Annotated in this window: 12 protein-coding genes; 10 read left to right on the top strand and 2 right to left on the bottom strand. The window is 63.7% G+C overall.

The genetic code is table 11. The features are described from left to right. Positions 1-75: 75 nt before the first annotated feature. On the top strand, positions 76-2028 hold the full coding sequence (locus V0R59_RS00635) for an LTA synthase family protein (protein ID WP_330074144.1): 1953 nt from the start codon (positions 76-78) through the stop codon (positions 2026-2028). Between the two features lie 55 nt (positions 2029-2083). On the opposite strand, the gene V0R59_RS00630 is transcribed toward V0R59_RS00635, so the two are convergent. Continuing rightward, on the bottom strand, positions 2084-2992 hold the full coding sequence (locus V0R59_RS00630; protein WP_330074143.1) for a DUF808 domain-containing protein: 909 nt from the start codon (positions 2990-2992) through the stop codon (positions 2084-2086). A gap of 192 nt (positions 2993-3184) precedes the next feature. On the opposite strand from V0R59_RS00630, the gene V0R59_RS00625 reads away from it, so the two are divergent. Together V0R59_RS00625 and V0R59_RS00620 are read left to right on the top strand one after the other, a co-directional pair. Further along, entirely contained in the window at positions 3185-3793 is a 609-nt protein-coding gene (locus tag V0R59_RS00625; protein ID WP_330074142.1) for a TetR/AcrR family transcriptional regulator, read from the top strand. A 102-nt stretch (positions 3794-3895) separates the two neighbouring features. Continuing rightward, positions 3896-5236, top strand: a complete 1341-nt coding sequence (locus tag V0R59_RS00620) for a Fic family protein (RefSeq protein WP_330074141.1) — start codon at positions 3896-3898, stop codon at positions 5234-5236. Between the two features lie 109 nt (positions 5237-5345). Here V0R59_RS00620 and V0R59_RS00615 read toward each other — a convergent pair whose 3' ends face one another. Next, the gene (locus V0R59_RS00615) at positions 5346-5786 is read right to left on the bottom strand and encodes a GlcG/HbpS family heme-binding protein (RefSeq protein WP_316918804.1); all 441 of its coding nucleotides are present in this window, start codon (positions 5784-5786) and stop codon (positions 5346-5348) included. A 246-nt stretch (positions 5787-6032) separates the two neighbouring features. Here V0R59_RS00615 and gcl point away from each other — a divergent pair, with 246 nt between their 5' ends. The 7 genes from gcl (at position 6033) to V0R59_RS00580 (ending at position 14521) form a co-directional block, all read left to right on the top strand. Then, positions 6033-7808, top strand: coding sequence for a glyoxylate carboligase (gene gcl / locus V0R59_RS00610; RefSeq protein WP_330074140.1), 1776 nt, complete (start codon positions 6033-6035; stop codon positions 7806-7808). A gap of 57 nt (positions 7809-7865) precedes the next feature. Continuing rightward, complete coding sequence (gene hyi, locus V0R59_RS00605) at positions 7866-8648, top strand: hydroxypyruvate isomerase (protein WP_330074139.1); 783 nt, start codon at positions 7866-7868, stop codon at positions 8646-8648. 125 nt (positions 8649-8773) lie between these two features. Next, positions 8774-9667: a 2-hydroxy-3-oxopropionate reductase gene (locus V0R59_RS00600; RefSeq protein ID WP_330074138.1), complete on the top strand. Its 894-nt coding sequence runs from the start codon at positions 8774-8776 to the stop codon at positions 9665-9667. A 161-nt stretch (positions 9668-9828) separates the two neighbouring features. Next, complete coding sequence (locus V0R59_RS00595; RefSeq protein ID WP_330074137.1) at positions 9829-11109, top strand: glycerate kinase type-2 family protein; 1281 nt, start codon at positions 9829-9831, stop codon at positions 11107-11109. Further along, the gene (pyk, locus tag V0R59_RS00590; protein ID WP_330074136.1) at positions 11099-12514 is read left to right on the top strand and encodes a pyruvate kinase; all 1416 of its coding nucleotides are present in this window, start codon (positions 11099-11101) and stop codon (positions 12512-12514) included. Before V0R59_RS00595 ends, pyk begins: the two co-directional genes overlap by 11 nt. A 155-nt stretch (positions 12515-12669) precedes the next feature. After that, entirely contained in the window at positions 12670-13527 is an 858-nt protein-coding gene (locus V0R59_RS00585; RefSeq protein ID WP_330074135.1) for an urea transporter, read from the top strand. Between the two features lie 169 nt (positions 13528-13696). Next, on the top strand, positions 13697-14521 hold the full coding sequence (locus tag V0R59_RS00580) for an ion transporter (protein ID WP_330074134.1): 825 nt from the start codon (positions 13697-13699) through the stop codon (positions 14519-14521). Positions 14522-14589: the final 68 nt, after the last annotated feature.

The raw sequence follows: 14589 nt of genomic DNA, 5'->3' as shown, positions 1-14589 counted from the left end.
CTACACTCGCAATGCCCTGACAGCGTGGGATGTTTCCGCCCAGGGCATTGGACAATACAAAAAAGGGAATTAACGATGCACACCCCCAAGACAGCGCCCATGCGCTTTCTCTTCCTGCTGAGCGCAACCTGGCTGGGCATATTCTTCCTGACCCGCGCCGTACTGCTGTTCAGCCATCTCGACGAAGCCGGCCATGCCTACTTCTCCACCTTCCTCGTCGGTCTGCTCAACGACCTGGTATTCCTGGTCTACACCGCGCTGCCGCTGAGCCTGTTCCTGCTGCTCTGCCCGCGCCGGGTCTGGCAGGCACGGGTCACCCGCGGCTTGCTGTGGCTGGTGCTGGCCGCGAGCATCTACCTGATGCTGTTCACCGCCGTGGCGGAATGGCTGTTCTGGGACGAGTTCGGGGTGCGCTTCAACTTCATCGCCGTGGATTACCTGGTGTACTCGGACGAAGTACTGAACAACATCCTCGAGTCCTACCCCATCGGCCTGTTGCTGGGCATCCTCGCCCTGCTCACCCTGACCCTCTGTCTGCTCCTGCGCCGGCCGCTGCACCGGGCCCTCGACGCACCATGGCCAAGCCTGCGCCAGCGTGCCCTGCAGACCGCAGGCCTGGCCGTGCTGACCCTGCTCTGCGTACAGTTCGCCGACCAGGACAGCCTGCGCAGCCAGGGTGGCAACACCTACCAGCGCGAGCTTGCGAGCAACGGCCCGTACCAGTTCTTCGCCGCATTCCGCAACAACGAGCTGGACTACCAGCAGTTCTACGGCACGCTGCCGGAGGCGATCACCGCCAGGCAGATGCAGACCGAACTGAGTGAGCCAGGCGTCACCTTCATCGGCAAGGAACCCCTGGATATCCGTCGCAAGGTCAGCAACCCGGGTACTCCGCGCACGCCCAACATCGTCCTGGTGACCATCGAAAGCCTCAGCGCCAAGTACCTGGGCAGCAACGGCGACCCGCGCAACCTTTCGCCCAACCTCGACGCACTGCGCAAGCAGAGCCTGTACTTCAACAACTTCTACGCCACCGGCACCCGCACCGACCGCGGCCTGGAGGCCATCACCCTGTCGATCCCGCCGACGCCGGGGCGCTCCATCGTCAAGCGCATCGGCCGCGAGGGCGGCTTCGCCAGCCTCGGCCAGCAGCTGAGCGAAGTGGGCTATGACGCCGTGTTCGTCTACGGCGGTCGCGGCTATTTCGACAACATGAACGCCTTCTTCAGCGGCAACGGCTACCGCATCGTCGACCAGAGCAGCGTCGACGAGAGCGAAATCAGCTTCAAGAACGCCTGGGGCATGTCCGACGAAGATCTGTACCGCCAGGCGATCAAGCTGGCCGATGCCGACCACGCCAACCAGGTGCCGTTCCTGCTGCAACTGATGACTACCTCGAACCACCGGCCGTACACCTACCCGGACGGGCGCATCGACATTCCGTCGGGCAACGGCCGCGACGGCGCGGTGAAGTACACCGACCACGCCATCGGCAAGTTCCTTGACGAAGCGCGCCAGAAGCCCTGGTTCGACAACACGATCTTCATCTTCGTCGCCGACCACACCGCCGGCAGCGCGGGCAAGGAAGACCTGCCGGTGCAGAACTACCAGATCCCGCTGTTCATCTACGCGCCGAAGCTGATCGAGGCTCGCGAGGAAGGCAAGCTGGCCAGCCAGATCGACCTGGCGCCGACCCTGCTCGGCCTGCTGAACATGAGCTACACCTCGACCTTCTTCGGCCGCGACCTGCTGCGCGAGGACAACCTGCCGCCACGGGTGCTGATCGGCAACTACCAGCACCTGGGCCTGTTCGATGGCCAGGACCTGGCGATCCTCAGCCCGCGCGGCATGCTGCGCCTGCACAAGCAGGCACTGGGGGAAAGCCGGGAGATTCCGGCCGAACCGGACGACCCGCTGATCACCCGGGCCATCGCCTATTACGAAAGCGCCAGCTACGGGTTCAAGCAGCGGTTGCTGGAGTGGGTGCCGGAGGGGCCGCACGAGGCGCGTACCGTGGCCAATCCGTGAACCAGACGGGGCCGCTCTGCGGCCCCAATACCTGGCAGATCGACGCTGCGCCCAATCAGCCGCGCAGCGCCTTCCACAGCTTGCCCGCCACGCTGACCACGGCCAGCACCACGGCCCCGGCGACAACACCCAGGACCCCGTTGACCAGTGTCGACACCAGCACCCCGCCATTATCTGCGGCGAAGGCCTCGACGCCGTGGTGCAGCGGCGCGATGCCATGCACGAGGATGCCGCCACCGACCAGGAACATCGCCGCGGTACCGACCACTGACAGGGTCTTCATCAGGTACGGCGCGGCGCGCAGGATGCCGTGGCCGATGGACTTGCCGATGCCCTTGGAGGTTTCGGTCAGCCACAGGCCGAGGTCGTCCAGCTTGACGATCCCCGCCACCAGGCCGTAGACGCCGATGGTCATGACCAGGGCGATGCCGGAAAGTACGATGATCTGCTGGGTCAACGGCGCATCGGCGACCGTGCCGAGGGTGATGGCGATGATCTCCGCGGAGAGGATGAAGTCGGTGCGGATCGCGCCCTTGATCTTGTCTTTCTCGAAGGCCACCAGGTCCACCGCCGGGTTGGCGGCGGCTTCACTGAGCGCAGCGTGATCGGCCTGCTTTTCCTCGGCGCCATGCAGGAACTTGTGCGCCAGCTTCTCGAACCCTTCGAAGCACAGGTAGGCGCCGCCGAGCATCAGCAGCGGCGTCACCGCCCAGGGAATGAAGGCGCTGATCAGCAGGGCCGCCGGGACCAGGATCAGCTTGTTGACCAGGGAACCCTTGGCCACCGCCCAGACCACGGGGATTTCCCGCTCGGCGCGCACGCCGGAGACCTGCTGCGCATTGAGCGCGAGGTCGTCACCCAGTACACCGGCGGTCTTCTTGGCCGCCAACTTGGTCATCACGGAAACGTCATCGAGTACTGCGGCGATATCGTCGATCAGTAGAAGAAGGCTGCTTCCTGCCATGTCCTGTGTATCTCGTGTAGTGAATGATTTCCCAAGGATAGCCGTTCACCTGTGACAAGACACCGGGTATTACTGGCACTGGCGTGCCGCAAGGGCGCTGCCTTGAGCGCCGCGCGAGGCCGGTGCTACCATGCGCCACCGCCTGCCCGGGCCTGCCACGGTGCGGGCCGAGACCAAGGAACAGCGCCAACCATGAGCAGCATTCGCGAGCGCAACAAAGAACTGATTTTGCGCGCGGCCAGTGAAGAATTCGCCGACAAGGGCTTCGCCGCCACCAAGACCAGCGACATCGCGGCCAAGGCCGGCCTGCCCAAGCCCAACGTCTACTACTACTTCAAGTCGAAGGAAAACCTGTACCGCGAGGTGCTGGAGAGCATCATCGAGCCGATCATGCAGGCTTCGACGCCGTTCAATGCCGAGGGTGACCCGGAAGAGGTCTTGAGCGCCTACATCCGCTCCAAGGTACGTATTTCCCGCGACCTGCCCTTCGCCTCGAAGGTGTTCGCCAGCGAGATCATGCACGGCGCGCCGCACCTGAGCCCGCGCCAGGTGGAGCAACTGAACGTCCAGGCCCGGCACAACATCGCCTGCATCCAGCGCTGGATCGACAAGGGCCGGATCGCCCCGGTGGACCCGCACCACCTGATGTTCAACATCTGGGCAGCAACCCAGACCTACGCCGACTTCGACTGGCAGATCTCGGTGGTAACGGGGAAGGCCAAGCTGGATGACAGCGACTACGAGGCGGCGGCGCAGACGATCATTCGCCTGGTTTTGAAGGGATGTGCGCCGGACGCCTGAGCATCCTGGTGCCAACCTGGCAGCATTTGAATCCTCCTCGACTTTGACGCCTTCCTGCACCTGCTATAGGCTCAACTCAATTTTCTGAAAATTGAGTTGAGCATGGCCCACATCAAGAAACCCAAGGATTACGCGGAGATATTCGCGCATCACAGCGGTGAGATGCTGGCGCTCATCCCCAGGTTTTCCGCCGTCGACGCAAAGGGTCGGTATCTCCATTGGCATGATTTCAGGCACAGGGTTCCTGCGGGCATCAACGCCGAGGCGGCCTGGGGCGCCGTGAAGCTCTCAAGAAAGCTGATACTGAAATCCATCGGACTCGATGCAGAGAACGGACAGCCCTTCCAGTATTGCCTCCCCGATTACGCCCAGAAAGTCATCCACGACATCGAGCACATCAACGCCAGGCTCGGCCTGGGTGTTTCGAATACTTCCACCAGCAATGAGAGCAACCTGTTCCTTGTCGAGTCGCTGATGATGGAGGAAGCCATTTCCTCCGCCCAACTGGAAGGCGCGGCGACAACCCGGAAAGTCGCCAAGGAAATGCTCGAAAAGGAACGCGAGCCGGTCAATGACGATGAGCGGATGATCTTCAACAACTTCATGCTGATGAAGCTGGCGAAACACAGCCAGGAGATGCCGCTGTCCATCGAACTGATCAGGCGCTTTCATGCCGAGGCGACCAGAAACATCCAGGAAGAACATGCCTGCCCGGGCGAAGTCAGAAGAGCCAACGATATCTATCTGAGGGGGCGGGACGAAGAGATCGCTCACCAGCCTCCGGATGCGGACGTGCTCCTGGAGCGCCTGGAAAACCTCTGCGAATTCGCCAACCAGAAGCATGATGGACACGATGGCAGGGCCTTCATCCATCCGGCGGTAAAGGCCATCATCCTGCACTTCATGATTGGCTACGAGCACCCGTTCAACGACGGCAACGGGCGGACAGCGAGGTGTATCTTCTACTGGTACCTGCTCAAGCATGGCTACTGGGCGTTCGAATACATCTCGATCAGCGCACTGTTGAAGCAGGCACCGGTGCAGTACGGCGAGTCCTATCTTTTCACCGAGACCGATGACTTCGACCTGACGTACTTCATCTGCTACCAGCTGAAGATCATCGAACGGGCGATGGAAGATTTCCTTGCCTACATCGAGCAGAAGCGCAAGGCGTTCTATTACGTCATGGAACTGCTTGCCGAATCCGGCTTCAACAAGGACCTGAATTTCAGGCAGATCCACCTGTTGAAGAAAGTGCTCCGCAGCCCGGGTCGGCTGTTTATCGCGAAGGAGGTCAAGAACGACTTCGACGTTTCCGAAGGCACTGCGCGAGCTGACCTGGAAAAGCTGGTGAAGCTGAAGCTGCTAGCCAAGACGAAAGAAGGGAAAACCCATTGCTATGTCGCCCGCGGCGATGCGGCTGCACAGATCAGGAAAAAGTGAAGCGGGAGCGATGACGCAAACGATCACTCGCCTGCTTTTGAAGAGATGTACACGGCTCCTGTGGAAACGGGGCCACCCGCCGCCACAGGAGACTGGATTCAGCCAGTGATCAGGCAGCAACCCCCGCATCCGCCCGCAGCCCTGCTTCCTCGATCGCACTGATCGCGCACTGCTCGTCGATATCCGACGTATCCCCGCTGATCCCGATCGCCCCCAGCACCACGCCCGCTTCATTGCGGATCAGCACGCCACCCGGCGCCGGCACCACCGGGCTCTGGCCCAGGCCATTGAGCGCAGCGAAGAACGCCGGGCGCTGCTGCGCGTCCAGCGCCAGCAGGCGCGAGCCCTTGCCCAGGGCGATCGCTCCCCAGGCCTTGCCCATCGCCACCTGCGGACGCAGCAGGCTGGCACCGTCTTCCCGTTGCAGGGTCAGCAGGTGGCCACCGGCGTCCAGCACCACCACGGTCAGCGGCGCAGCGGAGATCTTGCGACCCGCCGCCAGCGCGCCATTCACCAGGCCAACGGCGACTTTCAAGCTCAATGCGTTCATGAAACGGTCCTCTTTTTGTTGGAAGCCCAAGGGGCAAGTGAAAAATTGATAGACCAAATAGAACACAATGGCGAATATTTTTGTATACAATAATTCGACCTTGAAAGCCTTATCCGGGCAAAACCCCATTTCTGCGGCATTTCGCCCATGGGCGATGAAAGGGATTGACCAGAGTCACGTCCCGTGAATACACTCTGGTCAAAAGCTGTTTTGTATACAATTACAACATCAATGAGGCACAAAGCCATGAGCAAAATGAGAGCAATCGATGCAGCCGTTCTGGTGATGCGCCGCGAAGGTGTGGAAACCGCGTTTGGCATTCCTGGTGCAGCGATCAACCCGCTGTACTCGGCCCTGAAGAAAGTCGGCGGTATCGATCACGTCCTCGCTCGCCACGTTGAAGGCGCCTCGCACATGGCCGAGGGCTACACCCGCACCAAGGCCGGCAACATCGGCGTGTGCATCGGCACCTCGGGCCCTGCCGGCACCGACATGGTCACCGGTCTGTACAGCGCCTCCGCCGACTCCATCCCGATTCTCTGCATCACCGGCCAGGCTCCACGTGCCCGCCTGCACAAGGAAGACTTCCAGGCCGTCGACATCACCAGCATCGTCAAGCCGGTGACCAAGTGGGCGACCACCGTCCTGGAACCAGGCCAGGTGCCTTACGCCTTCCAGAAAGCCTTCTATGAAATGCGCACCGGCCGTCCAGGTCCTGTGCTGATCGACCTGCCGTTCGACGTGCAGATGGCCGAGATCGAGTTCGACATCGATGCCTACGAGCCGCTGCCTGTCACCAAGCCAGCCGCGACCCGCAAGCAAGCGGAAAAAGCCCTGGCCCTGCTCAATGACGCCGAGCGTCCGCTGCTGGTCGCCGGTGGCGGCATCATCAACGCCGACGCCAGCGACAAACTGGTGGAATTCGCCGAACTGACCGGCGTACCCGTGGTTCCGACCCTGATGGGCTGGGGCACCATCCCGGACGACCACGAACTGATGGTCGGCATGGTCGGCCTGCAGACTTCGCACCGCTACGGCAACGCCACCCTGCTCAAATCCGACCTGGTGTTCGGTATCGGCAACCGCTGGGCCAACCGTCACACCGGCTCGGTCGACGTCTACACCGAAGGTCGCACCTTCATCCACGTCGACATCGAACCGACCCAGATCGGCCGCGTGTTCACCCCTGACCTGGGCATCGTCTCCGACGCCGGCGCCGCACTGGACGTGTTCCTGGAAGTGGCCCGCGAGTGGAAAGCCGCCGGCAAGCTGAAGTGCCGCGGCGAATGGCTGAAGGACTGCCAGGCCCGCAAGTCGAGCCTGCAGCGCAAGACCAACTTCGACAACGTCCCGGTCAAGCCACAGCGCGTGTACCAGGAAATGAACGAAGTGTTCGGCAAGGACACCACCTACGTCAGCACCATCGGTCTGTCGCAGATCGCCGGCGCGCAGTTCCTCCACGTCTACAAGCCTCGCCACTGGATCAACTGCGGCCAGGCCGGCCCGCTGGGCTGGACCATTCCGGCAGCGCTGGGCGTGGTCAAGGCCGACCCGAGCCGCAAGGTCGTGGCACTGTCCGGCGACTATGACTTCCAGTTCATGATCGAAGAACTGGCGGTGGGCGCGCAGTTCAACCTGCCGTACGTCCACGTGCTGGTGAACAACGCCTACCTCGGCCTGATCCGCCAGGCGCAGCGTGGCTTCGAGATGGATTACTGTGTACAACTGGCGTTCGAGAACATCAACGCCCCGGACGTCAACGGCTACGGCGTCGATCACGTTGCCGTGGTCGAAGGCCTGGGTTGCAAGGCCCTGCGCGTGTTCAAGCCAGAGGAAATCGCCCCTGCCCTGGTCAAGGCGCAGAAGCTGGCCGAAGAGCACCGCGTGCCGGTGGTGGTCGAGGTGATTCTCGAGCGCGTCACCAACATTTCCATGGGTACCGAAATCAACGCGGTCAACGAATTCGAAGACCTGGCGCTGGTCGGCAACGACGCGCCAACCGCGATTTCGCTGCTCGACTGATCGTCTGCGCGGCCCCCACCCCAGGGTGCGGGGCCCCGACCTAGCAAGGAGACCACCATGCCACGCTTTGCCGCCAACCTGTCCATGCTGTTCACCGAACAGGACTTCACGGCCCGCTTCAAGGCTGCCGCCGACGCTGGCTTCAGCGGTGTCGAATACCTCTTCCCGTACGACTATCCGGCGACCGAGATCAAGCAACTGCTCGACACCCACGGCCTGATCCAGGTGCTGTTCAACCTGCCGGCCGGCGACTGGGCCAAGGGTGACCGCGGCATCACCTGCGACCCGGCGCGGGTCGAGGAATTCCGCAGCGGCGTCGACCTGGCGATCGCCTACGCCAAGGTCCTGGGCAACACCCAGGTCAACGCCCTGGCCGGCATCCGTCCACAAGGCCTGCAGTGCGCCGACGTACGCAAGACCTTCGTCGACAACCTGCGCTTCGCCGCCGACAAGCTGAAGGCCGCCGGGATCAAGCTGGTCATGGAAATGATCAACACCCGCGACATCCCGGGCTTCTACCTGAACACCACCAAGCAGGCCCTGGAGATCCAGGCTGAGGTGGGCAGCGACAACCTGTTCCTGCAGTACGACATCTACCACATGCAGATCATGGAAGGTGACCTGGCGCGGACCGTGGAAGCCAACCTGGCGAAGATCAACCACATCCAGCTGGCCGACAACCCGGGCCGTCACGAACCGGGCACCGGCGAGATCAACTACCGCTTCCTGTTCGAGCACCTGGACCGCATCGGCTACCAGGGCTGGGTGGGTGCGGAGTACAAGCCCAAGACCACCACCGAGGAAGGTCTGGGCTGGCTGAAGACGCATAACGCGATCTGAACAACTGGAATGCAGAACCCGTGGGAGCGGGTTCACCCGCGATCGCAATGGAGGCTTCACAGCCGTCATCGCGGGTAAACCCGCTCCCACAGGGTTCCCCGACAAATACAAAGAGGCAGATTCTCATGGCTAAAATCGGTTTCATCGGCACAGGCATCATGGGCAAACCCATGGCGCAGAACCTGCAGAAAGCAGGTCACAGCCTGTTCGTTTCCACCCACCACGACGCCGCCCCCGCCGACCTGATCGCCGCCGGTGCCGTGGCCCTGGCCAATCCGAAGGAAGTGGCCCAGGAAGCCGAATTCATCATCGTCATGGTCCCGGATACCCCGCAGGTCGAGTCCGTGCTGTTCGGTGACAACGGCGTCGCCGAAGGCGTCGGCCCGAACAAGGTGGTGATCGACATGAGCTCGATCTCCCCTACCGCCACCAAGGCCTTCGCCGAGAAGATCAAGGCCACCGGCGCTGCTTACCTGGACGCGCCAGTGTCCGGCGGCGAAGTCGGTGCCAAAGCCGCGACCCTGAGCATCATGGTCGGTGGCTGCCCGAAAGCCTTCGAGCGCACCCTGCCGCTGTTCCAGGCCATGGGCAAGAACATCACCCGCGTCGGTGGCAACGGTGACGGCCAGACCGCCAAGGTCGCCAACCAGATCATCGTCGCCCTGAACATCCAGGCCGTCGCCGAAGCCCTGCTGTTCGCCGCCAAGAACGGCGCCGACCCGGCCAAGGTGCGCGAAGCACTGATGGGCGGCTTCGCCTCCTCGAAGATCCTCGAAGTGCACGGCGAGCGCATGATCAAGGGCACCTTCGATCCAGGCTTCCGCATCAGCCTGCACCAGAAGGACCTGAACCTGGCCCTGCAAGGCGCCAAGGAGCTGAACATCAACCTGCCGAACACCTCCAACGCGCAACAGGTATTCAGCACCTGCGCCGCGATCGGTGGCTCGAACTGGGACCACTCGGCGCTGATCAAGGGCCTGGAACACATGGCCAACTTCTCGATCCGCGACGACAAATAAGCACGACCTGCCAGCCCGCGGACGAGGGGGCCGCGCATCGTCCCCCTCGCCCCTGTGGCTGGCAGTTGCAACCGCGCAACACCGCCCCTGGTTCAGCCTGCACGGAGGCCGTTCCAGGGGCGTTTTTGATTCTGCAGAACAATAAGATTTGGAGGCCTGAGATGTCGGTCGATCCGCAACAATTTCTCCGCGACCTGTTCGCCACGGCCATCGATGCCGCGCACCCGCGTCAGGTCCTCGAAGCCCACCTGCCCGCCGACCGCACTGGCCGGGTGATCGTCATCGGCGCCGGCAAGGCCGCCGCGGCCATGGCCGAAGTGGTCGAGCGCGCCTGGCAAGGCGAAGTCCGCGGCCTGGTGGTGACCCGCTACGGCCACGGTGCCAGCTGCTCAAAGATCGAGGTGGTGGAAGCCGCCCACCCCGTCCCTGACGCCGCCGGCCTGGCCGTGGCCAAGCGTGTGCTGGAAATGGTCAGCGACCTGAGCGCCGACGACCGGGTGATCTTCCTGCTCTCCGGCGGTGGCTCGGCGCTGCTGGCCCTGCCTGCCGAAGGCCTGACCCTGGCCGACAAGCAGCAGATCAACAAGGCCCTGCTCAAGTCCGGCGCCACCATCGGCGAGATGAACTGCGTGCGCAAGCACCTCTCGGCGATCAAGGGCGGCCGCCTGGCCAAGGCCTGCTGGCCGGCCACCGTGTACACCTACGCGATATCCGATGTCCCTGGCGATCTCGCCACGGTGATCGCGTCCGGCCCGACCGTGGCCGACCCGAGCACCTCCGCCGAAGCCCTGGCCATCCTCAAGCGCTACAACATCGAAGCGCCGAAGGCGGTGATCGACTGGCTCAACAACCCGGCCTCGGAAACCGTCAAGGCCGACGACCCGGCCCTGGCCCGCAGCCACTTCCAGCTGATCGCCCGGCCCCAGCAGTCGCTGGAAGCCGCCGCGGTGAAAGCCCGGCAAGCCGGCTTCAGCCCGCTGATCCTCGGCGACCTCGAAGGCGAATCGCGGGAAGTGGCCAAGGTCCACGCCGGCATCGCCCGCCAGGTGGTACTGCACGGCCAGCCACTGCCGGCGCCTTGCGTGATCCTGTCCGGCGGTGAAACCACGGTGACCGTCCGCGGCAATGGCCGTGGCGGACGCAACGCCGAGTTCCTCCTCAGCCTCACCGAAAGCCTCAAGGGCCTGCCGGGCGTGTACGCCCTGGCCGGCGACACCGACGGCATCGACGGCTCGGAAGACAACGCCGGCGCCATCATGACCCCGGACAGCTACGCCCGCGCCCAGGCCCTGGGCCTGTCGGCGTCGGACGAGCTGGACAACAACAACGGCTATGGCTACTTCGCCGCGCTCGACTCGCTGATCGTCACCGAGCCGACCCGGACCAACGTCAACGATTTCCGCGCCATCCTCATTCTTGAGACTGCCCAACATGACGCCTGACAAAAAAGTCAAAATCCTCGCCACCCTCGGCCCAGCGATCAAAGGCATCGACGACGTTCGCACGCTCGTGGAAGCCGGGGTCAACATCTTCCGCCTCAACTTCAGCCACGGCGAACATGAAGACCACGCCATGCGCTACCAGTGGATCCGCGAGGTGGAAAGCCAGCTGAACTACCCGCTGGGCATCCTCATGGACCTGCAGGGTCCGAAACTGCGGGTCGGCCGCCTGGCCGAAGGCAAGGTCATGCTCAAGCGCGGCCAGGCCCTGCGCCTGGACCTCGATCCGACCCCGGGCGACGCCACCCGGGTCAACCTGCCGCACCCGGAGATCATCGCCGCGCTGGAAGCGGGCATGGACCTGCTGGTGGATGACGGCCGCCTGCGCCTGCGGGTGACCACCAAGCACGCCGACGCCATCGACACCGAAGTGCTCAACGGCGGCGAACTGTCCGACCGCAAGGGCGTGAACGTGCCGCAGGCCGTGCTGGACCTCAGCCCGCTGACCGCCAAGGACCGCCGCGACCTGACCTTCGGCCTGGAACTGGGCGTGGACTGGGTGGCGCTGTCGTTCGTGCAGCGTCCCGAGGACATCGTCGAAGCGCGCCAGTTGATCGGCGACCGCGCCTTCCTCATGGCCAAGATCGAGAAGCCTTCTGCGGTCACCCAGCTGCGCGAGATCGCCGAGCTGAGCGACGCGATCATGGTCGCCCGCGGTGACCTGGGCGTGGAAGTGCCGGCCGAAGCCGTGCCGCAGATCCAGAAGAACATCATCGCCACCTGCCGCCAGCTTGGCCGGCCGGTAGTTGTCGCGACGCAGATGCTGGAGTCGATGCGCTTCTCCCCGGCACCGACCCGCGCCGAGGTGACCGATGTCGCCAACGCCGTAGCCGAAGGCGCCGATGCGGTGATGCTGTCGGCGGAAACCGCCTCCGGCGACTACCCGCTGGAAGCCGTGCAGATGATGAGCAAGATCATCCGCCAGGTGGAGTCCGGCCCGGACTACCAGACCCAGCTCGATGTCGGCCGGCCGAAGGCCGAGGCCACCGTGTCCGACGCCATCAGCTGCGCCATCCGCCGCATCAGCGGCATCCTCCCGGTGGCGGTGCTGGTCAACTACAGCGAATCCGGCAACTCGACCCTGCGCGCCTCCCGCGAGCGGCCACGGGCGCCGATCCTCAACCTGACCCCGAACCTGGTCACCGCGCGGCGTCTGAGCGTGGTCTGGGGCGTGCACTCGGTGGTCAACGACCGCCTGCGCCAGGTCGACGAAGTCTGCTCCACCGCGCTGGAAATCGCCCAGGCCCAGGGCATGGCCAACCGCGGCGACACGCTGCTGATCACCGCCGGTGTGCCTTTTGGCCAGCCGGGATCGACTAATTCGCTGCGTATCGAAACCCTGCTTTGACCCTTTCGCGGGGCAGGCCTGCGGCCGTCGCTTCATCCGCGTGAAGCCATGGCCGCCAGCGTGCCCTGCGATCCAGAAGACCAAAAAGCTGTGCCCTTAACCGTGGGAAAAGATTCGTCCAAAGAGGCGACCCACTCCACTTCAGACCTACTGCCATGTACACCAAGAATTTCGTAAACCCGTGCCCGGACTGGGCTACTGCCTTGCTCAACGGCTTCAGCCAGGTGCTGCTGCAGCGTAATCCGCTGTGCGGCCTCTGTTGCCTGCTGGCCATCCTCATCACCGCTCCCGACCTGATCGGCGGCGCGCTGCTGGGCGCCCTCGCCGGGCTGCTCACCGCGCAGCGCCGCGGCTACGACCGCGCCGACCGCCAGGCCGGGCTGTACAGCTACAACGGCGTGCTGATCGGCGTGTTGTTCAGCTACCTGCTGCCGTGGTCGCCGCTGCTGTTGCCGCTGATCATCGCCGCCGCCGGGCTCAGCAGCATGCTCGTGCACCAATGGCTCAAGCGTGGCGGGTCGGTGTTGCTGCCGGCCTATACCCTGCCCTTCGTGCTGGCGGGCTGGGCGTTGTTGCTGGTGGCCGAGCCTGCGGCGACGGCCAACACGCCGGTACCGGCCAGTGCGCTGGATGCACTGGCGCGAGGGCTGGGGCAGATCTTCCTGCTCGATCAACCGCTGGCGGGGATGCTGATTGCCTTGGGCTTGCTGTTGTCGGATCGCTATGCGGCGGCCTGGGCCTTCGTTGGCGCAGCCATCGGCGGCAGTGTCGCGCTGCTCGGTGGTGAAGCCACGGCGGCCTACATGGGGCTGTACGGCTTCAATGCCGCCCTGGCGGCCCTCGCCTTCAGCGGCACCCGCGCGCAGCCGTGGAAGCCACTGCTGGCGATCGTCCTGGCGATCGCGGTGCAGCCTCTGTTCAACCTGCTGCCGGTTCCGGGGCTGACCGCGCCGTTCATCGTGGCTTGCTGGCTGGTGCGGCTGGGCGTGCAGAACCGCTATATCCAAGGTTGACGCATCCCCCTGTAGGAGCGGGTTTACCCGCGATGACGGTAGTGAATTCACTGACGCAATCGCGGGTGAACCCGCTCCCACAGGGTTACGCGTCGGTTTTGCCGACTTGCACAACTGCCGGATCCCCCCCTAGGCTTCGCAACACCACCCGCCTGGAACCACATCCCCCATGGAAAACCCGCAGAGCCTGCGCGAAAGGCTCTATGTCATCGTCTTTCAAACCGATACCGTCGCCGGACGGCGCTTCGACAAGATCCTGCTGCTGATCATCCTCGCCAGCCTGATCACCGTGATCCTCGACAGCATCGACGAGGTGCACCAGAGCTACGCCGGCCTGCTGGCGGGCATAGAGTGGGGTTTCACCGCCATCTTCCTGGTCGAATACCTGCTGCGCCTGTACTGCTCGCCCAGGCCGTTGCGCTACGCCTTCAGCTTCTACGGCCTGGTCGACCTGCTGGCCATCGTCCCGGGGATCATCGCCCTGTACTACAGCGACGCCCAGTACCTGCTGATCATCCGCGTCATCCGCATGCTGCGGATCTTCCGCGTGCTCAAGCTCAGCCCCTACCTCAAGCAGGCCCACTACCTGCTCGATGCCCTGCGCGGCAGCAAGCAGAAGATCATCGTGTTCCTGGTCAGCGTGTCGACCCTGGTCACCGTGTTCGGCACCCTGATGTACGTGGTCGAAGGCCCCGAGCATGGTTTCACCAGCATCCCCAAGGGCATCTACTGGGCCATCGTCACCCTGACCACCGTGGGCTTCGGCGACATCGTGCCGAAGACGCCACTGGGCCAGGTGATTTCCTCCCTGGTGATGATCACCGGCTACTCGATCATCGCCGTGCCCACCGGTATCTTTACCGCCGAGCTGGCCAACGCCATGCGCGGCGAGCAACTGCGCCATGATTGCCCGGTGTGCCGCAAGGGCAGCCACGAACACGGCGCCGCCTTCTGTTCGCGCTGCGGCAATGCGTTGTTCAAGAAGCTGGAATAAGCACAGTACTTTTTAATCTTTTTGTGCCTAAGCGGCGTTTGGCTATAGTCGCTGGCACAATGCTTTTA

It is taken from the genome of Pseudomonas ulcerans (assembly GCF_036324125.1).
Taxonomy (GTDB): domain Bacteria; phylum Pseudomonadota; class Gammaproteobacteria; order Pseudomonadales; family Pseudomonadaceae; genus Aquipseudomonas; species Aquipseudomonas ulcerans.
Note: the sequence above shows the minus strand (reverse complement) of the source record. Positions and strands in the feature narration are given on the sequence as shown.

What these genes read in the sequence shown, in the direction of transcription:
- V0R59_RS00635 (WP_330074144.1), top strand. Translation starts at nt 76, where the DNA reads ATGCACACCCCCAAGACAGCGCCCATGCGCTTTCTCTTCCTGCTGAGC.
- V0R59_RS00630 (WP_330074143.1), bottom strand. Translation starts at nt 2,992, where the DNA reads ATGGCAGGAAGCAGCCTTCTTCTACTGATCGACGATATCGCCGCAGTA.
- V0R59_RS00625 (WP_330074142.1), top strand. Translation starts at nt 3,185, where the DNA reads ATGAGCAGCATTCGCGAGCGCAACAAAGAACTGATTTTGCGCGCGGCC.
- V0R59_RS00620 (WP_330074141.1), top strand. Translation starts at nt 3,896, where the DNA reads ATGGCCCACATCAAGAAACCCAAGGATTACGCGGAGATATTCGCGCAT.
- V0R59_RS00615 (WP_316918804.1), bottom strand. Translation starts at nt 5,786, where the DNA reads ATGAACGCATTGAGCTTGAAAGTCGCCGTTGGCCTGGTGAATGGCGCG.
- gcl (WP_330074140.1), top strand. Translation starts at nt 6,033, where the DNA reads ATGAGCAAAATGAGAGCAATCGATGCAGCCGTTCTGGTGATGCGCCGC.
- hyi (WP_330074139.1), top strand. Translation starts at nt 7,866, where the DNA reads ATGCCACGCTTTGCCGCCAACCTGTCCATGCTGTTCACCGAACAGGAC.
- V0R59_RS00600 (WP_330074138.1), top strand. Translation starts at nt 8,774, where the DNA reads ATGGCTAAAATCGGTTTCATCGGCACAGGCATCATGGGCAAACCCATG.
- V0R59_RS00595 (WP_330074137.1), top strand. Translation starts at nt 9,829, where the DNA reads ATGTCGGTCGATCCGCAACAATTTCTCCGCGACCTGTTCGCCACGGCC.
- pyk (WP_330074136.1), top strand. Translation starts at nt 11,099, where the DNA reads ATGACGCCTGACAAAAAAGTCAAAATCCTCGCCACCCTCGGCCCAGCG.
- V0R59_RS00585 (WP_330074135.1), top strand. Translation starts at nt 12,670, where the DNA reads ATGTACACCAAGAATTTCGTAAACCCGTGCCCGGACTGGGCTACTGCC.
- V0R59_RS00580 (WP_330074134.1), top strand. Translation starts at nt 13,697, where the DNA reads ATGGAAAACCCGCAGAGCCTGCGCGAAAGGCTCTATGTCATCGTCTTT.